Consider the following 24,282-nt stretch of genomic DNA (forward strand, 5'->3'; position numbering starts at 1 on the left):
CGCCCCCGACACACCTCCGCCACGACAAGCCAGGAGCAGCAGTGACCGACACGGCCATCCCGACCGGAACCGCGCAGAGCGCGGGCACCGGCCTCCAGATCACGGGCCTCAACAAGGTCTTCCGCGTGGGGCGCAAGAGCGTCGTCGCGCTGCAGGACGCGAACCTGCACACCGAGCAGGGCACGTTCCTCTCGCTCCTGGGCCCGTCGGGCTGCGGCAAGTCGACCATCCTGCGCATCCTCGCCGGCCTCGAGGAGCCCTCGAGCGGCACGACGCGCGTCGACGGCAAGAGCCCGAAGGAGCTGCGCCGCGAGAACAAGCTCGGCATCGCCTTCCAGGACTCGGCGCTGCTGCCGTGGCGGAGCGTGCAGTCCAACATCCAGCTGCCGTTCGAGGTCGCGGGCACCCCCGTCGACAAGGACTACGTGCGCGAGATGATCGACCTCGTCGGGCTCACCGGCTTCGAGAAGGCCAAGCCTGCGCAGCTCTCCGGTGGCATGCGGCAGCGCGTGTCGATCGCGCGCTCGCTCATCCTGAAGCCCGAGGTGCTCCTCTTCGACGAGCCGTTCGGCGCCCTCGACGACATGACGCGCCAGCGCCTCAACCTCGAGCTCCTGCGGATCTGGACGGAGAAGCCCGCCACGACCCTGCTCGTCACGCACGGCATCTCGGAGGCGATCTTCCTGAGCGACAAAGTCGCCGTCATGAGCCCGCGCCCCGGGCGCATCAAGGCCGTCATGGACATCGACCTGCCGCGGCCGCGCACGCCGGAGCTCATGCGCACGCCCGAGTTCCACGCGTACGTCGACCAGGCATCCGAGCTGCTGTTCGGCGGAGACGACGGGGCCGACGATGAGCACTGAGACGGATGGCGCGGCGCCCGTCGCGACGGACGGCTCTGGCGCCGCGATCGCGGCCGTCGCGGCCCAGGCGCCCGACGGGCGCGGCGCGCGCATCCAGTGGGAGGACGTCAAGCTCCCCTCCTGGATGGTCGGCGCGATCGGCATCATCGGCGTCATCCTCGCGTGGTGGATCCTCGCGGAGACCGCGTTCGCGAGCGTCGGGACGGGCGTGCGCGCCATCCCGACCCCTCCGCAGGTCGTGGAGGGCCTGTTCACCTCCGGGTGGGACTTCTACGCCCGCAACTTCGGCGTCACCCTCGCCGAAGCGGGCATCGGCTACCTGTGGGGCAACGTCATCGCGCTGCTCCTGTCGGCGACGGTGCTCGTGCTGCCGCGGCTCGAGGGCGTCGTCATGCAGCTCGCCATCATCACGTACTGCATCCCCATCGTCGCCATCGGCATCCTCCTCGTCGTCATCATCCCCGTGCCCGACGCGGGCGAGCCGGCCGGCAACGCGATCTTCCTCGCGGCCCTGTCGGTCTTCTTCACGACGGTCGTGAGCACGCTCCTCGGGCTCAAGGCCGCCGATCGCTCCGCCCTCGACCTCGTCGCCGTCTACGGCGGATCGCGGCTCACGCAGCTGCGCAAGGTGCGGCTCATCGCCGCGCTGCCGTCCATCCTCAACGCCCTGCAGATCGCCGTGCCCGCCGCCTTCCTGGGCGCCGTGCTGGGCGAGTTCTTCGGCAAGGTGCAGTACGGCGTCGGCCCCGCCATGATCGCGGCGCAGCAGGCGCTCGACTCGCCGCGCGTGTGGGGCATCGCCCTCGTCTCGGGCCTCGTGGCCCTCGCCGGGTTCGCGCTCGTCGGGCTCGCCGCCCGCCAGGTCGCCCCGTGGTCGAAGGGAGCATCCGCATGACCGATGTTGCAGTGGGAGCCGCGATCCTCGCGCCCATGAGCGCCGCCCCCATCGCCGACATGCGCCGCGAGGCGCGGCGCGCGACGCTCCGCGCGCTCGGGTCGAGCCTCACCACCTTCGCGCTCACGATCGTCGCCGTGCTCGTGCTGTGGCAGGGCCTGCTCCTCGTGTTCGGCGTGAGCCCCTACGTGGGCAAGGGCCCCGCCGACGTCTGGGCGTTCCTCTTCACGATGCCGAACGCCGCCGACAACCGGGCGCAGCTGTTCGGGCAGCTCGGCGTGACGCTCGCCGACGCGACCATCGGCTTCGTCGCGGGCCTCGTCGTCGCGCTGCTCGTCGCCATGGGCTTCCAGCTCAGCAAGGGCTTCGAGCACGCGCTCATGCCGCTCGCGATGCTGCTGCGCTCCGTGCCGCTCGTCGCGATGGCGCCCGTCATCATCCTCAACTTCGGCCGCAGCCCCGTCACGGTGGCCGTCATCGGCGGCATCGTCGTGCTGTTCCCCGCGCTCGTGAACATCGTCTTCGGCCTGCGCCAGGTGTCGCCGCAGATGAGCGACGTCATCGAGGTCTACGGCGGCTCGCCGTGGACGGCGCTGCGCAAGGTCGCCCTGCCGAGCTCGCTGCCTTCGCTCCTCGCCGCCGTGCGCATCTCGGTGCCGGGTGCCATCACGGGCGCCCTGCTCGCCGAGTGGCTCGCGGTCGGCGGCGGCATCGGCGGCGCCGTCGGCGGCTACCAGGCGCAGGCGCAGTTCGCTGCCCTGTGGACGGCCGTCGTGCTCGTCACGGGCGCGGCACTCGTCCTCTACAACCTCGTGGCTATCGTCGAATCGGTCGTCCTCGCCCGCATGGGCATGGCCGACCGCGCCTGACGCGCCACCCGAAAGGAACCACCCGCATGACCGTCGACCTCCGCGACTTCGCCTACGGCCTCCCCAAGGCCGAGCTCCACCTGCACCTCGAGGGCACGCTCGAGCCCGAGCTGAAGTTCGCGCTCGCCGCGCGCAACGGCATCGCGCTCGCCGAGAAGACCGTCGAGGCGGTGAAGGCGACCTACGACTTCACCGACCTCACGAGCTTCCTCGCCGTCTACTACCCGGCGATGGAGGTGCTGCAGACCGCCGACGACTTCCACGACCTCGCCTGGGCGTACCTGCAGCGCGCGAAGGCGAACGGCGTCGTCCACGTCGAGATGTTCTTCGACCCGCAGGCGCACACGAGCCGCGGCGTCCCGTTCGCCGACGTCGTCACGGGGTATCGCCGTGCGGCCGTCCGGGCGCAGGACGAGCTCGGCGTCTCGGCCGAGCTCATCCTCTGCTTCCTGCGCGACTTCACGGCCGAGCACGCGATGTCCACGCTCATGGAGGCGCTGCCGTACAAGGCGTGGATCGTCGGCGTGGGCCTCGACTCGGATGAGCGCGACAACCCGCCCGCGAAGTTCGCCGCCGTGTTCGCGCGCGCCAAGGCGGAGGGGTTCTTCACGACGATGCACTGCGACATCGACCAGAAGGGCTCGATCGAGCACATCCGCCAGGTGCTCGAGGAGATCGGCGTCGACCGCGTCGACCACGGCACGAACATCGTCGAGGACCCCGCGCTCGTCGCGCTCGCGAAGGAGCGCGGCCTCGGCTTCACGACGTGCCCCGTGTCGAACTCGTTCGTGACGGAGCAGATGAAGTCGGATGAGATCGTCTCGCTGCTGCGCGAGGGCGTGCGCGTCACGGTGAACTCCGACGACCCGGCGTACTTCGGCGGCTACGTCGCCGACAACTACGTCGCCCTCGCCGAGCAGGCGGGCCTGGACGCCGGCGACCTCGCGCGTCTCGCGGTCAACTCCTTCGAGGCCTCGTGGCTGACGCCCGCGCGGCGCGCGGCCTTCGTCGCGGCAGTCGAGGAGTTCGCGGCGTCGCACGGCGTCGCGGTCGCGGGCTGAGGATGGCGGCGGGCGCGGCGCGCGCGGACGCCGACGCCCGCGTCACCTCCGACCCGGAGACGGCCGCGCGGCTCGGGGAGCGCATCCGCTCGCTCCGCAAGGCGCGCGGCCTCACCCTCGCCCGCGTCGCCGCCGCCACGGGGCTCTCGCACCCGTTCCTCAGCCAGGTCGAGCGCGGCATCCACCAGCCGAGCCTCGGGTCGCTGCGGCGCATCGCCGTCGCGCTCGAGACGAGCCCCGTCGAGCTCGTCGCGGCCGCCGATGAGCCGTCAGACGAGCCCGCGCGCGTCGAGCTCGTCCGCGCGGGAGACGGAGCCGTGCCGGAGGGGTTCTCGCGCGGCACGGCGCGGGCGCTCGCGCACGGCGCGTCGGCGTTCCATCCGCTCGAGGTCGAGGTCACCCGCTCGGAGCGCGGAGAGCGGTTCGCGCACGCCGAGGGGGAGTTCGTCTACGTGCTCGCCGGGGCCATCCGCCTCGAGCTCGACGGCGAGGAGCACGCGCTCGCCGCGGGAGACTCCGCGTCGTACGCGGGCGGAGTGCAGCACCGCTGGTGGACGCAGGACGGCGGTGCCGCGCGCCTGCTCGTGGTCAAGGAGACGGTGCGCGCCGCGCGATGACGCCGGCACGGGCTGCACGGGGATGCCGGTGCGCGGTTTCGCCCTTTCGTCGCCGTTCGCCCTTTCGTCGCCGTTCGCCAGTGCGGATGTACGCCTTGTCGCCGTTCGCCAGTGCGGTTGAAGGCGGAATGGGTGCTTTTGGCCTACATCCGCACTGGCGAAGCGGCGGGCGGGGCGCTCAGGCCGACATCCGCACTGGCGAAGCGGCGGGCAGCACCCGCCCCGCCCACCCCTGTCAGCCGGCCGCGGCGAGGAGCTCGGCCGCCCGTTCGGCGATCGCGATCGTGGGGGCCTGCGTGTTGCAGGTCGGGATGCTCGGCATGACCGACGCGTCGGCGACCCATAGCCCGTCGAGCCCGCGCACGCGCAGCGACGGGTCGACGACGGCGAGATCGTCGACCCCGATGCGCGCGGTGCCGGAGCAGTGGAAGAAGGTGCCGACGTTCTCCCGCACGTAGCGCTCCTTCGCGGCGCGGTCGAGCCCGTGCGGCGGCGTGATCGGCCCCTCGGCGAGCACTCGGTACGCGGGAGCCGCGACGAGGTCGTGCACGGCGTCGAGCGCCTCCACCATCGCGGCGAGGTCGGTCGGATGCGCGAGGTAGTTCGGCTGGATCTCGGGGGCCTGCGCGGCGTCGGATGACCGCACCCTCACCCATCCCGTGCTCTGCGACCGGTAGAGGCCGGGCACGAGCGCGAACACCCGGTCGCCCGACAGGTCGTGCGCCGCGTGCAGGCGCTCGTCGCCGCGGGATCCGTGCGCGACGACGGCGTGCAGGTCGGGGCTCGCGCCCGCGTGGCTGCTGCGCCAGTTGAGCATCGCGCCGCCGCCGTTGCCGACGACGGGGCCCAGGCCCGCGCGCGATCGGAAGTTCATCCCGAGGATGAGCGGATGGTCCTGGAGGTTCTCGCCCACGCCCGGCAGGTCGTGCCGTGTCCGGATGCCCGCGGCGGCGAGCCGGGCCGGGTCGCCGATGCCCGACAGCTGCAGCAGTCGCGGCGTGTCGATGGCGCCCGCGGTGAGCACGATGCGCGCCGCACGCGTCGTGGCGAGCGCGCCGTCGAGCTCGTGGCGGATGCCGGTGGCGACGTCGCCCTCGAGCGCGACCTCGTGCACGCGGCTGCCGACGAGCACGTGGAGGTTCGGCCGTGCCAGTGCGGGCTCGAGGTAGGCGCGCGCGGCGCTCCAGCGCTCGAACGCCCCGTCCTCGCCCATGACGGCGTTGTAGTCGGCGTAGGTCGCGCCGAAGTCGTCGGCCGCGTTGGCGTCGTCGATGACGGGCAGACCCCGCTCGGCGGACGCGGCCACGAGCGCATGCGCGATGGCGTGCACCGAGGCGAGCGGGCCTACGCGCATGGGCCCGTCGCCGCCGCGGTAGGCGGGGTCCCCGCCGACGCGCGTCTCCGAGCGGCGGAACGCGGGCAGCAGGGCGTCGTATCCCCAGCCGGCGGCCCCCTGCGCCTCCCACGCGTCGTAGTCGGCGCGGTTGCCGCGGTACCAGAGCATCGCGTTGGTGCTCGAGCTGCCGCCGAGCACGCGGCCGCGAGGCATGGCGAGCGCACGTCCCGCGACGTGCGGAGAGGGCGCCGACCGGTAGCCGTGGTCGTAGCGCCCGCCGATGAGCGCATCCCAGTGCGCGGCGTCGACGATCTCCTGGACGCCGCGGTGGTCGGGGCCGGTCTCGACGAGCAGCACGTTCACGGCGGCGTCCTCCGACAGGCGCGCGGCGAGCACGCAGCCGGCGGCGCCGCCGCCCACGACGATGACGTCGTAGGCGGCGGCGGGGCGGGCGACGACGGGCATCAGTTGTGCTCGCTCGGACCCATGATGACGATGCCCTCTGTCTCCTCCACGTGGCGCACGAAGATGTACTTGTCTTCGCGGCCATCCGAGTGCTTGCGGCGGATGCCGGGCTTCAGCACGCCGTCGGTCTTCGCGACGACGATGTAGGGCTCGTGCGCGGCGAGGCCGGCGGCGCAGTGCGCGTCGAACTCCTCGAGCGTCGTCGCCGTGTGCGCCTCGGCGACGCCCGCACCCCGCGCGATCGCGGCGAGGTCGACGCGGCCCTTCGCGGTGTGGGTGGCGGGCCCGCCGATGGACTGGTACTGCTCGTTGTCCCACACGACGACGAACAGGTTCGCGGGCTGCTCGTTTCCGAGCGTCGCGAGGATGCCGAGGTTGAACAGCAGCCCTCCGTCGGTGTCGAGCGACACGATGCGGCGGTGCGGCAGGCCCGCGGCGAGGCCGAACGCCTCCGGCGTCACGCATCCCAGCTGCTGCTGGAACAGGCTCGCGTCGCGCATGTGCGGAGCGGCGTCGTACCACTCGTCGACGGCGCCGCCGAGCGACAGGACGACGAGCTCGTCGCGCAGGCGCGCGCCCAGCAGGGCCATGGCTTCCCAACGGCTCATGCTCATCGCACGATCCCCCCTCCGAGGACGACGGCGGCATGGTGGTAGGACGCGTACGCCGTCTCGTACGCGTTCACGACGGCCTGCTCGATCTCGTCCACCTCGCGGACGATCGTGTACGGCGTGCGCAGGGTGGCGAGCAGCGGCTCCATCGTGATGCCGTGCGGGATGGCCCACCAGTTGTTCTCGCCCAGCTCGCCGCGGTAGCTCATGATCATGACGACGGGGATGCCCGCGCCGAGACCCATGCGCGCGAGATGCTCGGTCGCGGCCCGGAGCCCGGAGTTCTCCATGACGAGCACGGCGCGCTTGCCCGAGAGGAAGACGCCGCCGGCGATCGCCGCGCCCTCTCCCTCGTTCGTGACGGGGATGGTGCGGATGTCGGGATCGGCGTCGAGCGCCGGGTACAGCTCCTTGAGCAGCGAGTCCGGGAGGTAGGTCGCGATGCTCACGCCGGCCCGTTTCAGGCCCCGGATCACCGCCTCGACGGCGTCGGCTCTCATGCGCTCTCTCCGTTCTCGGCGCCGTGCGCCGGCTGGGGTGCGACCGCGGTGAGGCGGTGCGCGGGATGGGCGGGGGCGAGTCGGGTGCGCCCGCTCACGTGCTCGCGCAGGGTCGCGCCCTCCGGCGCGCCCGCACGTCCTCGGGCGATGAGGATCGGCAGGACGAGCTCGATGAAGGCGCGATAGGCGCCGGGGCCGCCGAACGTCGGCTCGAGCATGATGCCGTCGATTCCGGAGCCGTCGACGATGCGCTCGATCTCGTCGGCGACCTCGTCGGGCGCGCCCGTCACCTGGAAACCGCGGATGGCGCGCGTGCGGAACGCGTCCAGGATGTCGCCCACGCGCATGCCGGGATCCTCCCGCGCGTAGCGCTGCACGAGCGTCTGACCGAGGTCGGTGCGGAGATCGACGACCTTCGTCCCCGGGTCGATGCCCGTGAGGTCGAGCCCCGTGATCCCGGCGAACATGACGGCCGCGTCGTCGTGCCCGAGGAGGGCCTCGTACTCCGCGCGCAGGGCGTCGGCCTCCGCGCGCGTGGGCGCGACGGTGACGGTCATCCCCGTGATGACGGCGACGTCGGCGGCATCACGTCCGTGCGCGACGGCCTGCGCGCGGATGTCGCGCACGTGCGCCGCGGCGCCCTCGACCGTCTGCCCCTGGATGAACACGGCCTCCGCGTTGCGTGCGGCGTACGCGCGCCCGCGGTCGGACGTGCCCGCCTGGAACAGCACGGGAGTGCGCTGCGGCGTGGGCGGCACGGCGAAGACGCCCCGCGACGCGGGCGTCTCCACCCGGTGGAGCCGCCGGGGGTCGGCGTACACGCCCGCGGCACGGTCGCGCCGCTCGGCGTCGTCGTCCCAGCTGTGCTCCCAGTGCCGCAGGCACGTGTCGAGGAACACGTCCGCCGCGTCGTAACGGGCGTCGTGCGACAGCGTGGACGTGACGCCGAAGAGCTCGTCGGTCGTCGCCTGCGAGCTGCCCGTCACGACGTTCCATCCGATGCGGCCTCCCGTCAGGCGGTCGAGCGTGGCGAAGCGGCGCGCCGTGCCGTACGGCTTCTCGACCGTCGTCGGCGACGTCACGACGAAGCCGAGCCGCTCGGTCTCGCGCGCGAGGGCCGCGATGGCGAGCATGGGGTCGAGCGCGGGGAACTGGATGCCGTGGGCCGCGACCTCGTCCGGCATGCGGCCGTCGAGCGTCGCATAGCCGTAGGTGTCGGCGAAGAAGAGGAAGTCGAAGCCGGCGGCGTCGAGGTCGCGGGCGAGGTCGACCCAGTACTCGAGCCGGTCCCAGTCGTCCCCTCGCCCCTCGGGATGCGTCCACGTCGGCATGCCGTTCGAGGGGTTCATCATCTCGAAGACCCCGAGCCTGATGCGCTGCGTCACAGGACCATCACCACCGATTTCGTCTCCAGGTAGTTCTCGAGCCCCTGCGGCCCGTTCTCGTAGCCCCAGCCCGACTCCTTGTGGCCGCCCTTGGGCAGCTCGGGGCCGAGGAAGGAGTGGCAGTTCACCCACACGGTGCCCGCCTGCAGCCGTGCGGCGACGCGGTGCGCCGCGCTCAGCCCCTCCGTCCACACGCTCGCGGCCAGGCCGTAGTCGCTGTCGTTGGCCCACCCGACGACCTCGTCGAGGTCGTCGAACGGAGTGACGACGGCGACCGGCCCGAAGATCTCCTCGCGCAGCAGGCGCATCCCGGGGCGGGCGCCCGTGAGCACCGTGGGCCGGTAGAACGTGCCCGCGTCGCCCTCGCGCCGTCCGCCCGTGACGACCTCGACGCCGTCGGATGCGCCCTCGTCGACGTACCCCGCCACGCGCTCGGCCTGCGCGGCGCTCACCAACGGGCCGAGGTCGGTGCCGGCGGCGAGCCCGTGGCCGAGCGCGAGCGACTCGCCCGCTGCGGCCATCCCGGCCACGACGTCGTCGTAGACGTCGCGGTGCGCGTAGATCCGCGCGCTCGCGACGCACACCTGCCCTCCGTTGTCGAAGATGCCGCGGGAGACGCCCTCGATCGCCGCCGTCAGATCGGCGTCGGGGAGGATGATCGACGGCGACTTGCCGCCGAGCTCGAGCGTGAGCCGCGCGAGGCGCGTCGAGGCGGTCTGCGCGAGGCGCTTGCCGACCGCCGTCGACCCCGTGAATGCGACCTTGGCGACGCCGGGATGGGCGGCGAGCGCTTCTCCCGCTTCGCCGCCGAAGCCCGTGACGATGTTCACGACGCCGTCGGGGAGGCCGGCCTCCTGCAGCAGGCGCCCCAGGTAGAGGGCCGTGAGCGAGGTGCTCTCGGCGGGCTTCAGCACGATCGTGCAGCCGGCGGCGAGAGCCGGGGCGAGCTTCATCGCGGTCATGATGAGGGGCGAGTTCCACGGCACGATCGCGGCGACGACGCCGACCGGCTCGCGTCGGGTGTAGGCGAGGACCTCCTTGCCCGGGGGAGTGCGCGAGAGCGAGGTCGGGATGGTCTCGCCGAGGATCTTCGTCGGCCATCCCGCGTAGTAGCGGAACTGCGAGATCGCCGCCGGCACCTCCCCGAAGCGCGAGGTGCGCAGGCTCTTGCCCTGGTCGAGCGTCTCGAGCTCCGCGAGATCGTCGAGGTGCTCCTCCATGAGGTCGGCGATGCGCCACAGCAGGCGCGACCGCTCGGCGGGCGTCGTCTTCGCCCAGCGGGGGAGGGCCGTGGCCGCCCCCGCGACGGCGGCGTCGACGTCGGGCGCCGCCGCCCGCGCGATGCGGGCGAGCGGTCGTCCCGTCGCGGGGTCGACGGTGGGGAAGTCCTCCCCGGAGGATGCCGCCCGCCAGCGGCCGCCGACGAGCAGCCGGCCGGGGTCGTCGGCGAGGAAGGCCGTGACGCGCGGGCGCAGCGGCGGATGGGCGGTGTCGATCATGGTGTGCTCCGGGTCAGCGGTGGAAGAGGCCGGCGAGGTCGTCCTGCGCGGCCATCCATTCGGCGCGGCGGGCGAAGAGGCCGGGGACGAGGAGGCGCACGCGCTCGATGAGCTCGTCGAGATCGGCGTGCACGAGACGGCCGTCCTGCACGACGACGCGTCCGTCGACGACCGTCATGTCGACGTCGGAGCCCCGCACGGCGTGCACGAGGTTGTGGTGCAGGTTGGCGTGCGCGCCGTCGGGGAGGAACGGCGTCATGCGCGGCGTGTCCGTGCGCACGGCGATGAAGTCGGCCCTGCGGCCGGGGGTGACGGCGCCGAGCACGTCGCCGCGCCCGATCGCGTTCGCTCCGCCCCGCGTGGCCATCCGCAGCACCTGCCACGAGTCCATCGCCGCGGCGTCCATCGAGCGCAGCTTGCCGAGGAGCGAGGCGACCTTCATCTCCTCGAACATGTCGAGGTTGTTGTTCTCCTTCTCGCCGTCGGTTCCGAGGCCGACGGCGACTCCCGCGGCGAGCATCTCGGCCACAGGGGCCATCCCGCTCGCGAGCTTCATGTTCGACACCGGGTTGTGCGAGACGCCGACGCCGCGTGCGGCGATGAGGTCGATCTCGCTCTGGTCGAGCCAGACGGCGTGGGCGATCATGGCGTGCGGAGCGTCGAAGAACCCGAGCGCGTCGAGGGCGTGCATGGGGCGTGCGCCGTGGCGGTCACGGAAGTCGGCGATCTCGATCTCCGACTCGCTGCAGTGCGTGTAGAAGCCCGCGCCGTGGGCGAGCGCCAGGTCGATCGCGCGCCGCTGGCCCGCGGCGTCGGCGTAGAACGGATGCTCCAGGCCGACCCACGGCATGATGCGGCCGTTGCAGGCGCCCGTCCAGTCCTGCAGCATCCGCTCGTTGTCGTCGAGCGTGTCGAAGTAGTCGAAGTCGGGGTGCTCGCCGACGTAGTTGACCGAGACGAGGCGGTTGCCGAGTGCGCTCGCGGCGCGGGCCGCGCCATCCATGTAGCGCCACATGTCGACGACGGTGGTCGTCCCCGACAGCAGCCCCTCGGCGTAGCAGAGCCAGGCGGCGGCCTCCGCCTCCTCGGGGCGCAGCACGCGGTGCATGGGGTCGATGTGGATGCGCAGCCACTCCCACACCGGAAGGTGCTCGGCCGTGCCGCGCAGCATGCCGGAGTGGTGGTGCGCGTTCACGAGCCCCGGCATGATGAGCCGGCCGGCGAGGTCGACGTGCTCGGCGTCGGGATGGGCGGCCTCGAGCTCGGCGCGCGGGCCGACCGCGGCGATCGTGTCGCCGTCGACGAGCACGGCGGCGCCGGAGAGCACCCGCAGGTCGTCGTCCATGGTGACGACGGCGTCGGGCAGGTAGAGAGCGCTCACGAGGCTGCGCCGTCGACGAGGTCGGGGTTCTCGGCGTAGACCTCGTCGAGGATCGACAGATCGAACAGGTCGGAGGCATCCAGGTCGTACCCCGCCGTCGCGAGGCTCGCGACGGTCTGCTCCTGCAGCTCGGAGGAGATCGTGAAGAGGCCGTTCTCCTCGGTCTCGTCCGACACGACGAGCAGCTCGGCCTGGGCGGTGGCGCTCGCGAGCGATGCGGTCATGTCGAGCCCGAGCGACTCGCCGTACTCGTCGACGGCGAGCTGCGCGCCGCGCTCGGGGTCGGCGACGGCGTCGTTCCATCCGCGGATCTCGGCCTCGAGGAAGCCGGCGAGAGCGGCGCGGTCGGAGGCGACCGCCTCGTCGGTGGCCGTCACGACGTGGCCGACGAACGGCAGGCCGTTGTCGGCGAAGAGCAGGTCGGTGACCTCGATGCCCTGCAGCTCGATCGTCGTGGACTGGCTCGTGACGAAGGCGATCATCGCGTCGACCTCACCCGTCGTGAGCGGTGCGACGTCGTACTGCACGGGGACGATGTCGACCTCGTCGGACGCGATGCCGTTGGCGGCGAGGAAGGCCTCGAACACGGCGCGGTTGGAGTCCTGCACGCCGATGCGCGCGCCGATCATCTGCTCGGGCGAGGAGATGTCGGCGCCGTCGGTCAGCGATGCGATCGTGAAGGGGTTCTTCTGGAACGTCGCTCCGATGATCTTCAGCGGCGCCTGCTCGTTGGCGATGGCGGCGCCGACCGAGAGGGCGTCGGTGAGCGAGACGTCGGCGGTTCCGCTGAGCAGCTCGGCGACGCCGCTCGACGGGCCGGCGATGAGGTTCACCGACGAGAAGCCGGCGTCGGCGTAGTAGCCGGCGTCCTCGGCGATGAACTCGCCCGACCACTCCTCGTTGAGGATCCAGCTCAGCTGCACGTCGAGCTCTCCGAGCTCCGCGGCGTCGGCGGGGGCATCGGCGGCGGGCGCGCAGGCCGCGAGCGACAGGGCGGCGGCCGAGACGACGACCACGGCGGGGAGGCGGGGGAACGAGCGCATGACGACTCTCTCTCGGACGCATCACGTGCGGGTTCACGCGATGTGTTGATAGTAGAGAGCAATCATTGATTGCAAATGGCTATCTCGTGTCGGGGATGTTTCCCGGGGTGGGCTCGGCGGCGCTGCGTCAGCGGCCGGCGGCGTAGGCGAGGATGATGCGCACGGGATCATCGCCGTGCACGGTCCACCGGTTTCGGATCGTGCCCGGGTGTGCGGCGGAGTCGCCGGGCCCGAGCGTCCAGGTGCCCTGCCCCTCGACCTCGAGGTCGATCGCTCCCTCGATCACGTGCACCGTCAGCTCGCCGTCCGACTGGAACCAGTCGCCCATGTACTGGCCGGGCTCGATGCGGTACTCCTGCACGGTGGCGAGCCGAGCCGACGCGGGCGACAGGACGCGCGTCATCCCCGCGTTCGGGGTGTCGGAGATCGGCGTCCAGCCGTCGTCGCTCTGCCGGGTGACATGCACAACGCCCGGTTCGGGGGGAGCCGGCAGCAGCGCCGACGGCGAGAGGCCGAGCGCATGCGCGAGCCGGTACAGGGTCGCGAGCGAGGGCGTCGTCTGGCCCGTCTCGATCTGGCTGAGGAAGGGCTGGCTGATCTCGGCGGTCGCCGCGAGGGCGCGCATCGAGAGCTTGCGTCGCGAGCGCTCGTCGCGGATGGCCCGCCCCACCGATGCGGCGATCGCGGCGTCGGCGGCGAGCGAGGGGGAGTCGGCCGTCACGTCCTCACCCTATGCGGGGGCGTGGTGCGCTCGCGCCGCGTGGGGCGGCTGCGGGGCGCGTCGGCGGCGCTGCGGGGCGCGTCGGCGGCTTCTGGCGGCTTCGCCAGTGCGGATGTGGGGTCTCGGCCGCCTCGCCAGTGCGGATGTGGCGCAAAAGGACACCTCAGGTCTACATCCGCACTGGCGAACGCCGCGCTGCTGCCGCCGTCACGCCCCGAGCAGGGTGCGCAGCGGCTCGATCGTGAAGTACACGACGAATAGCGCGCCGACGAGCCACATGAGCCAGTGGATGTCGCGGGCCTTGCCGCGGGCGAGCTTGACGACGATGAAGGCGATGAATCCGGCGCCGATGCCGTCGGCGATCGAGTAGGTGAACGGCATGAAGGAGATCGTGAGGAACGCCGGCAGGGCGACCTCGATGTCCTTCCAGTCGATGCCCGCCACCTGCGTGAGCATGAGGAAGCCGACGAGCACGAGCGCAGGGGCCGCTGCTTCGTAAGGCACGAGGGCGACGAGCGGAGCGAACAGCGTCGACAGCAGGAACGCGACGCCTGTGACGACGGAGGCGAGACCCGTGCGCGCGCCATCTCCGACGCCCGCCGTCGACTCGACGAAGGCGGTGTTCGACGAGACGGATCCCATGCCTCCCGCGACGGCGCCGAGGGAGTCGACGATGAGGATCTGCTTCGTGCGAGGCGGGTTGCCCTGCGCGTCGAGGAGCTTCGCCTCGGCGCCGATCGCGACCATGGTGCCCATCGTGTCGAAGAAGTCGGCGAGCAGCAGCGTGAAGACGAGCAGCACGAGCGTCACGATGCCGATGTTCTGGAAAGAGCCGAGCAGGTCGAACTGCCCGAGCAGCGAGAAGTCGGGTACAGCGACGATGCCCGTGAAAGTCGGCGCGCTGTTGAAGCCGGCCTCGGGGTTCGTCGTGCGGTCGCCGATGTGGAGCGTGTTCTCGAGCACGATGGCGAGCGCCGTGGCGACGAGGATCGAGATGAGGATGGCGCCGCGCACCTGGCGCGCATGCAGCACGATCGCGAGGACGAGGCCGACGACGAAGACGAGGATCGGCCACGTGCCGAGGTTGCCGAGCGAGAGGATGGTGCCGCCGTCGCCCGACACGAAACCGGCGTTCGTGAGGCCGATGAGCGTGATGAACAGGCCGATGCCCGCGCCGATCGCCGTCTTCAGCGGACCGGGGACGGCACGGAACACGGCCTCGCGGAATCCGGTGAGCACGAGGAGGAGGATGAGCAGGCCCTCGATGACGATGACGCCCATGGCGTCCGCCCATGTCACGCCGGGGAGCGCGGCGATCGAGTAGGCGACGACGGCGTTGAGCCCGAGGCCGGCGGCCATGGCGAGCGGGAAGTTCGCGACGACGCCCATGAGGATCGACATGATGCCCGCGATGAGCGCCGTCGCCGAGGCGATCATGCTGAGGTTCGGGGCGTCCCCACCGCCGAGGAAGGAGCCCGTGCCATCCGCCGAGGTGCCGATGATGAGCGGGTTGAGCACGATGATGTACGACATCGCGAAGAAGGTGACGAGACCGCCGCGGATCTCGGTGCCGACCGTGGAGCCGCGCTCCGTGATGCGGAAGAAGCGGTCGAGGGCGCCACGGGGCGCGGTGGTGGTGCTCATGGGGTCATCGTTTCATCGGGGAGGGGTGCGTGGCCAGGCGCCGTCGGACGCAGCACGAAGACACCTGTCTTCGACAGGCGTAGACTTCATGGGATGAGATCCATGCATGGGCATGGACCCAGTGCAGGAGATCGAAGGGATCATTATGGCATTCGACGGCAAGGTCGCCCTCGTCACGGGCGGCGGATCGGGCATCGGAGAAGCGGTCGCGAAGGAGCTCGCGGGCCTCGGCGTGAAGGTCGTCGTCGCCGACCTCAACCTCGAGGGCGCCGAGCGCGTCGTCGGCGAGATCACGGCGGCGGGCGGCGAGGCGGCCGCGTTCCAGGGCAACACGGCGATCGCCGAGGACAACGAGAAGGCCGTGGCGTTCGCGGTGTCGACCTACGGCAAGCTGAACTACGCCGTCAACAACGCCGGCATCGGCGGCAAGCCGGCGCCCACGGGCGAGGTCGACGTCGACGGCTGGGACCGCGTCATCGACGTGAACCTCAACGGCGTCTTCTACGGCATGCGGTATCAGATCCCCGCGATGCTCGAGGCGGGTGCCGGGGAGAGCGCGATCGTCAACATGGCGTCGATCCACGGCACGGTCGCGGCGATCGGCAGCTCCGCCTACACGGCGTCGAAGCACGCCGTCGTCGGGCTGACGAAGAACGCCGCGGCGGAGTACGGCGCGCAGGGACTGCGCATCAACTCGGTCGGCCCCGGCTACATCGAGACGCCGCTGCTCACGAGCTCGCTTCCCGAGGAGGCGTTCGACGTGCTCAAGGGCAAGCACCCCCTCGGCCGTCTCGGTCGTCCCGAGGAGATCGCGAAGGTCGTGCGCTTCCTGCTGTCGGATGACGCGTCGTTCATCACGGGCGGCTACTACCTCGTCGACGGCGGCTACACCACCGTGTGACCCCGCGGGCGCGGCCGGCGCCTTGTCGCCGCGCGCCGTCTCTGCTCGCCAGTGCGGATGTGGGCCCAGCCGCGCTTCGCCAGTGCGGATGTCGGCGAGAACGGCCCTCGAGGTCTACATCCGCACTGGCGAACGCCAGGCAACGCCAGGCAACGCCAGGCAACACCAGGTAGCGCCAGGCAGGAAGCGCCTCACTCAGCTCTGCAGCAGCCGCCACACCCGGTCGCGCGTGAAGGGCTGGTGGTACGGTCGCCGGCCGATCGCGCGCGCGATCGCGTTGCCGATCGCCGGCGCGACGGGGTTGTACGGCGACTCGCTCATCGACTTGGCGCCGAACGGCCCGAGATCGTCGGCGGTGTCCGCGAAGTACACCTCGGTGTCGGGGATGTCGACCGACTGAGGCACGCGATAGGTGCGGAACATGGGGTTCTGCACGCGGCCGTCCTCGACGATCACCTGCTCGTAGAGCGCCCCTCCGACGCCCTGCGCGACACCGCCCTCGATCTGGCCGCGGCACTGCGCCGGGTTCATGACGAACCCCGCGTCGGCGGCGTGGATGTTCTGCAGGATGCGCACCGCGCCCGTCTCCGGGTCGACGGCGACGCGCGCGGCGTGCACGTCGAACGCGAGCGACCGGTGCTCGCCGAGCTCCGCCCCCGTGGCCGACAGCTCGCCGAGGCGGTCGAACGGCACGACGCCGTCCGGGGTGCGGATACCCTCCGGCCCGTATGCGCAGTCAGCCGGGGATGCGCCGACCTGCGCGGCCGCCGCCTCGACCATCCGCTCGCGCAGCGCGAGGCAGGCCGCGTGCAGCGCCTTGCCTGCGACGGTCGTCCCGGCCGACGCGAAGGCTCCCGTGTCGTGGTCGACGAGCGCGGTGTCGGCGTGCGCGATGACGATGCGGTCCATCCCGACGTCGAAGACGCTCGCAGCGATCTGCCGCTGCACGGTCGTCGTGCCGTTCCCGAACTCCGCCGTCCCCGTCCGCAGCGCGAAGACGCCGTCGGCGCGCAGCGTCGCCGTCGTGTGCGCGATGTGCCCGAAGGGGGCCATCGTCGCGATCATGCCCGCGGCCATCCCCTCGCCCACGAGCCAGCCCTCCGGCGCCTCGACGCCGTTGCCCCGTCGCAGCGCGCTCTCTGCGAGGTCGAGGCACTGGTCGAATCCGTAGCTGCCCCACACGAGGTCGTGCTCGATCTCGCCCGTCGCCGTGCGCAGCGGATCGCCCTCGCGGATGCCGTTGAGCCGACGCAGCGCGAACGGGTCCATGTCGATGCGCTCGGCGAGCAGGTCCATGGCCGATTCGATCCCGAGCATGACCTGGCCGAGCCCGTAGCCGCGGAATGCGCCCGATGGCGGGTTGTTCGTGTACACGACCTCCGCATCGACGCGGAAGACGGGCGTGTTGTAGACCGTCACCGACTCCGACACCGAGTGGAAGAGCACGCCCAGCGCGTGATTGCCGTAGGCGCCCGTGTCGCTCAGCACGTCGAGCTTCACAGCCGTGAGACGGCCGTTCTCGTCCGCGCCGAGGTCGACCGACACCCGCATGGGATGCCGCACCGACGCGCGCAGGAACTCGTCCGCCCGCGAGAACTCGTAGGCGACCGGCCGGCCGGTGCGCAGTACGGCCAGGGCGACGAGATCCTCCGCGAAGATCTCCTGCTTGCCGCCGAAGCCGCCGCCGACGCGCGGGGCGAACACGCGCACGCTCTCCCGTGGGAGGTCGAAGAGCCGCGCGAGCTCGTCGCGTGCGAGGAACGGCACCTGCGTCGACGAGCGGATGGTCAGCACGTCGCCGTCCATCCATCCCACCGCCCCGTGCGTCTCGAGCTGCGCGTGCGACGTGCGCGAGGTGCGCCACGTGCCCGACACCGTGACGGCGCTCGCCGCGAGCGCGGCGTCGACGTCGCCGCCGCGTCCCGTGTGCACGGCGCCGACGATGTTGCGGTCGGCGTCGAGCACGCGGTCGTCGGGCGTGCGCCCCGGGTGGATGGGCGGGGCGCCGGCCGTGCGCGCCTCCTCCGGATCGAAGACGGCGGGGAGCGGCTCGTACACGACCTCGACGAGGCGGCAAGCCCGGTCCGCGGCGACGGCGTTCTCCGCGACGACGGCGACGACGCGCTGCCCGATGTGCCGCACGACGTCGTCGAGCATGCGCGTGTCGTCGGGGTCGTCGGTGCGGTGCTCGTGTCGTCCCGTCGAGTACCGGATGCCGGGCACGTCGCGGTGGGTCAGCACGGCCACGACGCCGGGGACGGCCTCGGCCGCGGCGGTGTCGATGGACACGACGCGCGCGTGCGCATGCGGCGACGCGACGACGCGCAGCACGAGCGCGCCATCCGGCACCTCGTCGAACGTGTACGGCTCGAGGCCCTGCACGATGCGGCGCGCGGGCTCGGGCACGACCGAGGCGCCGACGCCGGAGGGCGCCGCCGCGTCGGACGGCCGCCGGCCGGTCTCGCGCACGGGGCCGAGCGTCGAAGCGATCGCCTCGCGGATGGGGCGGTACCCCGTGCAGCGGCAGAGGTTGCCCTTGAGCAGCCGGTCGAGGTCGTGCTCGTCGCCCTCGTGCAGGCATGATGCCGTGACGCTCATGCCCGGCGTGCAGAAGCCGCACTGGAAGCCGAAGCCCGTCGCGAGCGCCTCCTGCACGGGGTGGAGGCCGTCGCCGGGTGCGAGGCCCGCCGCCGTCGTGACCGTGCTGCCGTCGACCCGCATGGCGGGGATGAGGCAGGAGTGCACGGGCTCGCCGTCGAGCACGACGCCGCACGCGCCGCAGTCGCCCGCGTCGCAGCCCTTCTTCACCTCGGTGTGCCCGTGCTCGCGCAGCAGCGTGCGCAGGCACTGCCCCGGTCGCGGGTCGATCTCGACCGGCTCGCCGTTGACGACGAGGCTCATGCGCCTGCTCCTTCCGCGAGAGCCGCCCGGCAGCGCTCGGCGAGCACCGCCGTCACGCCGCGACGCCAGTCGGCCGAGCCGAGCGGATCGGTGTACCAGCCGTCGGCCGCGTCGACCGCCGCGGTGAGCTCGTCGGCGCCCGGGAGGGAGGCCCACCGCAGCACGACGGGGCGCTCGACGGCGGCCGTGAGGGCGAAGACCGCCGTGCCGTCCTCATCGACGCGGCTCGTCACGACCGCACCGGAGCGGCCGAGCTCGGCCAGCGCCGTCTTGCGCAGCGCCGTGCGGGAGCGCAGGACGCGGTCGGGGATGTCGATCGCGCGGATGATCTCTCCCGTCGCGAGCGTGTTCGCGCCGTTCCCCGCGGGGACGGCGGCGACGGGCATCCTGCGCTCGCCGCCGTCGGGCGTCCACACGATCGCCTCGGCGTCGAGGGCCGCTCCGAGCGAGATCATGGCGCCCGCGGCATACGACTGGGCGATGTTGCCGCCCACCGTCGCGGTGTTCCAGATCTTGAAGGACATGAGGAGCGCGTTCGCCGCCTCGACGAAGAGCGGGAGGGCGGTCCATCCCGGCATGCCCCGCTGTGCGAAGGCGACGAGGCGCGCGATGGTGCAGGTCGCCCCGATCCGCAGCCCCGCGTGCGTCTGCTCGAGGTCGGGCCATCCGAGCGTCGTGAGGTCGACGAGCCCCGTGACGTGCGGGTGCGGGTCGCTGAACAGCAGCGTCCCGCCAGCGAGCGGAACCTCTCCGGGAGCCAGCACGAGGTCGGCGCGCGAGCGCGCGCGCCGGTAGCTCTCGACGGCGGTCAGATCCACGTCGCCCCCCTCTCCCTCTGCCCCTGCTGCTGCTTCTGCTGACCCTTCTCGACCACCCTCTCCTCGCCCAACGGATATCCGTTGGACGAGAGCACACCGGGTTTCGCTGTACGGGGTGTGCTTTCGACAAGCGGATATCCGTTGGACGAGAGGAGGGAAGCGGACGATGGGAGCGATGCGGGTGCTGGGCGGGTCATGCGCGCTCCGCCAGCGTGCGCGAGGCGACGGCGACGCGCTCCGCGAGCCGCTGCTCGTCCGCCGTCACGAGCGTGTCGTCCTCCACGACGGTACGGCCGCCGACGAGCAGGCGCCGAAGCGGCGGCAGCGCCCCGAGTCCGAGCGCCGCGACCGGGTCGAGGATGCCGGCGTGCTCCACGCCGCCCGTCCACCACACGGCGATGTCGGCGAGCTTGCCGACCTCGAGCGATCCGATCTCGTCCTGCCGGCCGAGCACGCGCGCACCGCCGGCCGTGGCCATCCGCAACCCGTCGCGCACGGAGAGCGAGTCGGCACCGGTGCGCAGGCGCCCCATCAGCACCGCCTCGCGGATCTCGACGCCGAGCTGCCCTGACTCGTTCGACGCAGCGCCGTCGACGCCGAGGCCGACCGGAACGCCCGCGTCGAGCATGGCGCGGACGGGTGCGATCCCCGCCGCGAGGCGGGCGTTCGACGACGGGCAGTGCGCGACGCCGGTCCCCGTCGCGGCGTAGCGGGCGATGGCCGGGGCGTCGAGGTGCACGGCGTGCGCCATCCAGACGTCGTCGCCGAGCCATCCGAGGCTCTCGAGATATGCCGTCGGCGACATGCCGAAGTGCTCCGCGCAGTAGGCGTCTTCCTCCGCCGTCTCCGACGCGTGCGTGTGCAGGCGCACGTCGAGCGAGCGCGCCAGCACGGCGGCCTCGCGCAGCAGGTCGGCCGTGACGGAGAACGGCGAGCACGGCGCGATCGCGATGCGCACGGCCGAGTCGGCGGATGCGTCGTGCCAGCGCTCGACCGCCTCGTGCGAGGCGCGGAGGGCCGCGTCGGTCGTCTCGACCGCGAAGTCGGGTGGCAGACCGCCCTGCGAGGCGCCCAGGTCCATCGAGCCGCGCGTCGCGTGCAGTCGCACGCCGATCTCCGTCGCCGCCTCGACGAGCCCGCCCACGATGTCCCCCGAACCCTGCGGGAACACGTAGTGGTGGTCGCCCACCGTCGTGCATCCCGAGCGCGCGAGCACGGCCATCGCGCCCGCTGCGCCCTCGCGCGTGAGATCGGCGTCGATGCGCGCCCAGAGCGGGTAGAGCGTCGTGAGCCAGTCGAAGAGGATGGCGTCCTGCGCGTATCCCCGCGTGAGCCACTGATAGAGGTGGTTGTGGGTGTTGACGAGTCCCGGCGTCACGAGGCAGCCGGACGCGTCGACGACCGTCGCGTCCTCGCGCAGCGCGGCCGGGGCGGGACCCGGGCCGACGGCGGCGATGCGGCCGCCGTCGATCACGACGTGCCCCGTGCGGTGCTCGGTTCCTGCGGCGTCGACCGTGGCGATGTAGCCGCCCTCGATGACGGTGGTGCTCATGTGGTGCTCCTGCGGGTGGGGGAGGGATTCCGTCCCCGCCCTGGCCCGGGATGGCCATGGTGATAGGACACGCGTTCCGCCGATCCTAGGTCGGCCGTGTTTCGTCGATGCGTCGCGCGCATGCCTCGGCGACGGGCCGATCGCGGTGGATGGGTCCGCCGAGCGCGCGGAGCGGCCGGCCCGTGCCGCCGTGGCGCGCGGCCAGGATCTCGGCGACGATCGAGACGGCGGTCTCCTCGGGCGTCGAGCCGCCGAGGTCGAGGCCGAGCGGGGAGTGGAGACGGGCGAGATCGTCGTCGGCGACGCCCTCGTCGCGCAGCAGCTCTGCGCGACGCGCGACGGTGGTGCGGGCGCCGAGGGCGCCGACGAACCCGATCGGCAGGTCCAGGGCGACGCGGATGGCCGGCACATCGAGACGCGTGTCGTGCGTGAGCACGCATACGGCGGTGCGCGGGTCGAGGTCGGCACGACGGGCGAGGTGCTCGTGTGGCGGCGCGACGACGAGCTCGTCGGCGTCGGGGAAGCGCTCGCGCGTGACGAGGAGCTCCCACGGGTCGACGACCGTCACGGCGAAGCCCGCGGCCGAGGCGATGCGGCACAGCGCCGCCGCGTGCTCGGTCGCGCCGGCGAGCACGAGCCGCGGACGCGGTGCGCGGGAGAGGACGAGCACGGGCTCGGGGCCCGGGACGACGCGCGTCTCGGCGAGCAGCGCCGCCGCGTCGAATCCGGCGGGGTCTGCGAGGTCGCCGGCGTCGACGAGCCGTCCGTCGGCGAGCGCGATGCCCACGGAGACCGCCTCGCCGTCGGCAGCCCGCCGCAGCGCGTCGACGGAGCGGATGTCGGCCGGCTCGACGACGTACGCGATGACGTCGACCTGGCCGCCGCACGCGAGGCCCGCGGCGTGGGCGGTGTCGTCGTCGAATCCGAAGCGCGCCGTGCGGGCGACGCCGTCGGCGAGCACGGTGTGCGCGAGCACGACGGCGTCGCCCTCGACGCATCCGCCGGAGATCGACCCGATGACCTCGCCGTCGGAGGTGACGGCCATCGACGCGCCGAGGCCGCGCGGCGCGCTGCGGGCGACGCGCGTGACGGTGACCACCGCGACCCGCGCACCGGATCGGACCCGGTCGAGCAGGGGAGCGGCGAGGTCGAGCATGCCGCCACGCTAGCCCCGCCATGTTTCACGCGCGAGACATCGACGTTGTGAGGTGGGGACGCCGACGCGCGGAAGGGTGCCTCGCCGGTGGGCGGTTTCGTTCGCTTTCCGGATGGCGCCGTGCGCGAGTGGGGGGAAACGCCCGCTTTCCGAGTGGTGGAGCGGCCGGAACCGCCCACCTGCTGGCCGCGACCGCCGACTGCCGACCGCCGACGGGCGGGTCGGTCGGTACGGTCGGAGGATGACAGGGTTCTGCGGGATCGTGCTCGCGGCGGGTGCGGGCTCGCGCTTCGGCGGGCCCAAGGCGCTCGCGCACGGAGCGGATGGCGTGCCCTGGCTCGTGCGCGTCGTCTCGGCGCTCCGCGCGGGCGGCTGCGACCGGGTCGTCGTCGTGCTCGGCGCGCGTGCCGAGGAGGCGCTCCCGCTCGTGCCGGATGGCGCCGAGGCGGTCGTCGCTGCGGACTGGGCCGAAGGGATGGCCGCATCGCTTCGCGCCGGCCTCGCCGCCGCCGATGGAGCCACCGCCGTCGTCGTCGCGACCGTCGACATCCCTGATCTGCCGGCCGCCGCGGTCGAGCGCCTGCGCGCCGCCGCCAGTACGAGGCCGCGCGAGGCGCTGGCGCAGGCCGTCTACGCGGGCCGCCCCGGCCATCCGGTCGTCATCGGAGCGTCGCACCGGGATGCCCTCGCCGCATCGCTCGCCGGCGACCGAGGAGCGCGCCCCTTCCTCGTCGCGCACGGCGTGCACGAGGTGGAGTGCGGCGATCTCTGGTCAGGGGAGGACGTCGACCGACGCTGACCGACGTCGGACACACCGCAGGAGATCCGCGCCCCCGGCAGGGTCGCAGGCGCGGGATGACGGGTGAGTCGGTATGGCCGCGCGGCCGGATCTCCTGCGTCGTGTCCGGGAACAGTCGCTCCGGCTCACGTCCGGATGACGACGTTGACCGGCTCCTCGCCGCGTGCGAGGCGCTCGGCCTGACCGGCGATGAGCTTCGCGATGCGGGGTCGCATGGCTTCCGTGTTGCCGCCGACATGCGGCGACACGAAGACCCCGTCGAGCGACCAGAGCGGGTGGTCCGCCGGCAGCGGCTCCGGGTCGAAGACGTCGCTCGCCACGCGGATGCGCCCTCGCCGCACGTGCTCGACGAGCGCGTCGGTGTCGACCGTGGGCCCGCGTCCGACGTTGACGAGCAGCGCGCCGTCGGGCAGCAGCGACAGCACGCGGTCGTCGATGAGGTGGTGGGTCTCGGGGCCTCCCGGCAGCACGTTGACGAGGATGTCGGCGTCGGGCAGCAGCGCGGGCAGCTCGTCGAGCGCGTGGATGCGGCGGCCGTCCTCGTCGCGCGCCCGCGAGGCGACGGGCGCGAGGTCGACCTCGAAAGGGGCGAGCCGCTCGGCGATCGCCTTCGCCACGCCGCCGTAGCCGAGCATGACGATGCGCCGGTCGGCGAGGCCGACGGCGCGGAAGTTGTCCCACACGCCGTCGTCCTGGTTGCGGGTCATCCGGTCGAGCCCGCGCTGGGCGACGAGCAGCAGCCCCACGGTGAGCTCGGCCGTCGCGGTCTCGTGCACGCTTGTCGCGTTGGCGTAGACGGAGCCGGCCGGAAGACGCTCCTCGACCCCCTCGTAGCCGATCGCCTGCCCCTGCACGAGTCGGCATGCGAGCCCGGGCAGTCGGGCGAGCATCCGACCCTGGCGCATGTACGGCGGCACGACGATATCGATGCGGTCGCGGGGCGGGGCGTCCTGCCCGTCCCAGAAGACGACCTCGACGTCGAGCGCCGGATCGACGAGTCCCCGCACGTCGTCGAGGAGCTGTTCGGTGGGCACGGAGACGGTCAGCGCTGTCACGCGTTCGAGGCTACCCGGCGCCTCCGCTCATCCCGCGCCGGCACGTTCGTCAGTGCGGATGGACCGCCCCTGCGAACTCACCAGTGCGGATGTGCGCCGCCGGTACGCGTTCGCCCGTGCGGATGGACCGCCCCGCCACCGCCCTGCACCCGCCGCCGCCCCGCCCCCCCCCCCCGCGGGGGGGGGGGGGGGGCCGGCGGCGCCCCGCGC

General features: G+C 72.5%; 21 protein-coding genes. 7 read left to right on the forward strand and 14 right to left on the reverse strand.

Annotated elements, in window-relative coordinates; genetic code table 11:
* The first annotated feature begins 41 nt into the window (after positions 1-41).
* The 5 genes from ACWGPF_RS15255 to ACWGPF_RS15275 are packed head-to-tail and all read left to right on the forward strand — an operon-like array spanning position 42 to position 4,305.
* Positions 42-863: an ABC transporter ATP-binding protein gene (locus ACWGPF_RS15255; RefSeq protein WP_452333601.1), complete on the forward strand. Its 822-nt coding sequence runs from the start codon at positions 42-44 to the stop codon at positions 861-863.
* Positions 853-1,758: an ABC transporter permease gene (locus ACWGPF_RS15260; RefSeq protein ID WP_452333602.1), complete on the forward strand. Its 906-nt coding sequence runs from the start codon at positions 853-855 to the stop codon at positions 1,756-1,758. Before ACWGPF_RS15255 ends, ACWGPF_RS15260 begins: the two co-directional genes overlap by 11 nt.
* Complete coding sequence (locus tag ACWGPF_RS15265; RefSeq protein ID WP_452333603.1) at positions 1,755-2,627, forward strand: ABC transporter permease; 873 nt, start codon at positions 1,755-1,757, stop codon at positions 2,625-2,627. The genes ACWGPF_RS15260 and ACWGPF_RS15265 overlap by 4 nt, the downstream gene beginning before the upstream one ends.
* Before the next feature lie 26 nt (positions 2,628-2,653).
* Positions 2,654-3,688, forward strand: coding sequence for an adenosine deaminase (gene add / locus ACWGPF_RS15270; protein ID WP_452333604.1), 1,035 nt, complete (start codon positions 2,654-2,656; stop codon positions 3,686-3,688).
* Between the two features lie 2 nt (positions 3,689-3,690).
* On the forward strand, positions 3,691-4,305 hold the full coding sequence (locus ACWGPF_RS15275) for a helix-turn-helix domain-containing protein (protein WP_452333605.1): 615 nt from the start codon (positions 3,691-3,693) through the stop codon (positions 4,303-4,305).
* 235 nt (positions 4,306-4,540) lie between these two features.
* Here ACWGPF_RS15275 and ACWGPF_RS15280 read toward each other — a convergent pair whose 3' ends face one another.
* The 9 genes from ACWGPF_RS15280 to ACWGPF_RS15320 form a co-directional block, all read right to left on the reverse strand.
* A complete protein-coding gene (locus ACWGPF_RS15280) occupies positions 4,541-6,106 on the reverse strand; it encodes a GMC family oxidoreductase (RefSeq protein ID WP_452333606.1) in 1,566 nt (521 codons plus the stop codon).
* Positions 6,106-6,720 carry a thiamine pyrophosphate-dependent enzyme gene (locus ACWGPF_RS15285; RefSeq protein WP_452333607.1) on the reverse strand — a complete coding sequence of 205 codons (615 nt, stop codon included), beginning with the start codon at positions 6,718-6,720 and terminating at the stop codon, positions 6,106-6,108. The genes ACWGPF_RS15280 and ACWGPF_RS15285 overlap by 1 nt, the downstream gene beginning before the upstream one ends.
* Positions 6,717-7,217 (reverse strand): thiamine pyrophosphate-binding protein, encoded by a 501-nt coding sequence (locus tag ACWGPF_RS15290; protein WP_345437168.1) that lies wholly within the window; start codon positions 7,215-7,217, stop codon positions 6,717-6,719. Before ACWGPF_RS15290 ends, ACWGPF_RS15285 begins: the two co-directional genes overlap by 4 nt.
* Positions 7,214-8,602: an NtaA/DmoA family FMN-dependent monooxygenase gene (locus tag ACWGPF_RS15295; RefSeq protein WP_452333608.1), complete on the reverse strand. Its 1,389-nt coding sequence runs from the start codon at positions 8,600-8,602 to the stop codon at positions 7,214-7,216. Before ACWGPF_RS15295 ends, ACWGPF_RS15290 begins: the two co-directional genes overlap by 4 nt.
* Complete coding sequence (locus ACWGPF_RS15300; RefSeq protein WP_452333609.1) at positions 8,599-10,101, reverse strand: aldehyde dehydrogenase family protein; 1,503 nt, start codon at positions 10,099-10,101, stop codon at positions 8,599-8,601. Before ACWGPF_RS15300 ends, ACWGPF_RS15295 begins: the two co-directional genes overlap by 4 nt.
* A gap of 13 nt (positions 10,102-10,114) precedes the next feature.
* Positions 10,115-11,482 (reverse strand): amidohydrolase family protein, encoded by a 1,368-nt coding sequence (locus ACWGPF_RS15305; protein ID WP_452333610.1) that lies wholly within the window; start codon positions 11,480-11,482, stop codon positions 10,115-10,117.
* Entirely contained in the window at positions 11,479-12,525 is a 1,047-nt protein-coding gene (locus ACWGPF_RS15310; protein WP_452333611.1) for an ABC transporter substrate-binding protein, read from the reverse strand. Before ACWGPF_RS15310 ends, ACWGPF_RS15305 begins: the two co-directional genes overlap by 4 nt.
* Positions 12,526-12,652: 127 nt before the next feature.
* Entirely contained in the window at positions 12,653-13,246 is a 594-nt protein-coding gene (locus ACWGPF_RS15315) for a helix-turn-helix domain-containing protein (protein WP_452333612.1), read from the reverse strand.
* A gap of 207 nt (positions 13,247-13,453) precedes the next feature.
* Positions 13,454-14,890 carry an NCS2 family permease gene (locus ACWGPF_RS15320; protein WP_452333613.1) on the reverse strand — a complete coding sequence of 479 codons (1,437 nt, stop codon included), beginning with the start codon at positions 14,888-14,890 and terminating at the stop codon, positions 13,454-13,456.
* 145 nt (positions 14,891-15,035) lie between these two features.
* Here ACWGPF_RS15320 and ACWGPF_RS15325 point away from each other — a divergent pair, with 145 nt between their 5' ends.
* Positions 15,036-15,791: an SDR family NAD(P)-dependent oxidoreductase gene (locus tag ACWGPF_RS15325; protein WP_452333614.1), complete on the forward strand. Its 756-nt coding sequence runs from the start codon at positions 15,036-15,038 to the stop codon at positions 15,789-15,791.
* 195 nt (positions 15,792-15,986) lie between these two features.
* Here ACWGPF_RS15325 and ACWGPF_RS15330 read toward each other — a convergent pair whose 3' ends face one another.
* The 4 genes from ACWGPF_RS15330 to ACWGPF_RS15345 form a co-directional block, all read right to left on the reverse strand.
* Positions 15,987-18,692, reverse strand: a complete 2,706-nt coding sequence (locus tag ACWGPF_RS15330) for a molybdopterin-dependent oxidoreductase (protein ID WP_452333615.1) — start codon at positions 18,690-18,692, stop codon at positions 15,987-15,989.
* On the reverse strand, positions 18,689-19,510 hold the full coding sequence (locus ACWGPF_RS15335; RefSeq protein ID WP_452333616.1) for an FAD binding domain-containing protein: 822 nt from the start codon (positions 19,508-19,510) through the stop codon (positions 18,689-18,691). Before ACWGPF_RS15335 ends, ACWGPF_RS15330 begins: the two co-directional genes overlap by 4 nt.
* A gap of 193 nt (positions 19,511-19,703) precedes the next feature.
* Positions 19,704-21,062, reverse strand: a complete 1,359-nt coding sequence (locus ACWGPF_RS15340) for an 8-oxoguanine deaminase (RefSeq protein ID WP_452333617.1) — start codon at positions 21,060-21,062, stop codon at positions 19,704-19,706.
* 85 nt (positions 21,063-21,147) lie between these two features.
* Entirely contained in the window at positions 21,148-22,218 is a 1,071-nt protein-coding gene (locus ACWGPF_RS15345) for an XdhC family protein (protein WP_452333618.1), read from the reverse strand.
* A gap of 241 nt (positions 22,219-22,459) precedes the next feature.
* On the opposite strand from ACWGPF_RS15345, the gene ACWGPF_RS15350 reads away from it, so the two are divergent.
* Entirely contained in the window at positions 22,460-23,017 is a 558-nt protein-coding gene (locus ACWGPF_RS15350; RefSeq protein WP_452333619.1) for a nucleotidyltransferase family protein, read from the forward strand.
* Between the two features lie 125 nt (positions 23,018-23,142).
* Here ACWGPF_RS15350 and ACWGPF_RS15355 read toward each other — a convergent pair whose 3' ends face one another.
* Positions 23,143-24,072, reverse strand: a complete 930-nt coding sequence (locus ACWGPF_RS15355) for a 2-hydroxyacid dehydrogenase (protein ID WP_452333620.1) — start codon at positions 24,070-24,072, stop codon at positions 23,143-23,145.
* Positions 24,073-24,282: the final 210 nt, after the last annotated feature.

The organism is Microbacterium sp. NPDC055683 (genome assembly GCF_053617895.1).

What these genes read in the sequence shown, in the direction of transcription:
- ACWGPF_RS15260 (WP_452333602.1), top strand. Translation starts at nt 853, where the DNA reads ATGAGCACTGAGACGGATGGCGCGGCGCCCGTCGCGACGGACGGCTCT.
- ACWGPF_RS15265 (WP_452333603.1), top strand. Translation starts at nt 1,755, where the DNA reads ATGACCGATGTTGCAGTGGGAGCCGCGATCCTCGCGCCCATGAGCGCC.
- add (WP_452333604.1), top strand. Translation starts at nt 2,654, where the DNA reads ATGACCGTCGACCTCCGCGACTTCGCCTACGGCCTCCCCAAGGCCGAG.
- ACWGPF_RS15275 (WP_452333605.1), top strand. Translation starts at nt 3,691, where the DNA reads ATGGCGGCGGGCGCGGCGCGCGCGGACGCCGACGCCCGCGTCACCTCC.
- ACWGPF_RS15280 (WP_452333606.1), bottom strand. Translation starts at nt 6,106, where the DNA reads ATGCCCGTCGTCGCCCGCCCCGCCGCCGCCTACGACGTCATCGTCGTG.
- ACWGPF_RS15285 (WP_452333607.1), bottom strand. Translation starts at nt 6,720, where the DNA reads ATGAGCATGAGCCGTTGGGAAGCCATGGCCCTGCTGGGCGCGCGCCTG.
- ACWGPF_RS15290 (WP_345437168.1), bottom strand. Translation starts at nt 7,217, where the DNA reads ATGAGAGCCGACGCCGTCGAGGCGGTGATCCGGGGCCTGAAACGGGCC.
- ACWGPF_RS15300 (WP_452333609.1), bottom strand. Translation starts at nt 10,101, where the DNA reads ATGATCGACACCGCCCATCCGCCGCTGCGCCCGCGCGTCACGGCCTTC.
- ACWGPF_RS15310 (WP_452333611.1), bottom strand. Translation starts at nt 12,525, where the DNA reads ATGCGCTCGTTCCCCCGCCTCCCCGCCGTGGTCGTCGTCTCGGCCGCC.
- ACWGPF_RS15320 (WP_452333613.1), bottom strand. Translation starts at nt 14,890, where the DNA reads ATGAGCACCACCACCGCGCCCCGTGGCGCCCTCGACCGCTTCTTCCGC.
- ACWGPF_RS15325 (WP_452333614.1), top strand. Translation starts at nt 15,036, where the DNA reads ATGGCATTCGACGGCAAGGTCGCCCTCGTCACGGGCGGCGGATCGGGC.
- ACWGPF_RS15330 (WP_452333615.1), bottom strand. Translation starts at nt 18,692, where the DNA reads ATGAGCCTCGTCGTCAACGGCGAGCCGGTCGAGATCGACCCGCGACCG.
- ACWGPF_RS15340 (WP_452333617.1), bottom strand. Translation starts at nt 21,062, where the DNA reads ATGAGCACCACCGTCATCGAGGGCGGCTACATCGCCACGGTCGACGCC.
- ACWGPF_RS15345 (WP_452333618.1), bottom strand. Translation starts at nt 22,218, where the DNA reads ATGCTCGACCTCGCCGCTCCCCTGCTCGACCGGGTCCGATCCGGTGCG.
- ACWGPF_RS15350 (WP_452333619.1), top strand. Translation starts at nt 22,460, where the DNA reads ATGACAGGGTTCTGCGGGATCGTGCTCGCGGCGGGTGCGGGCTCGCGC.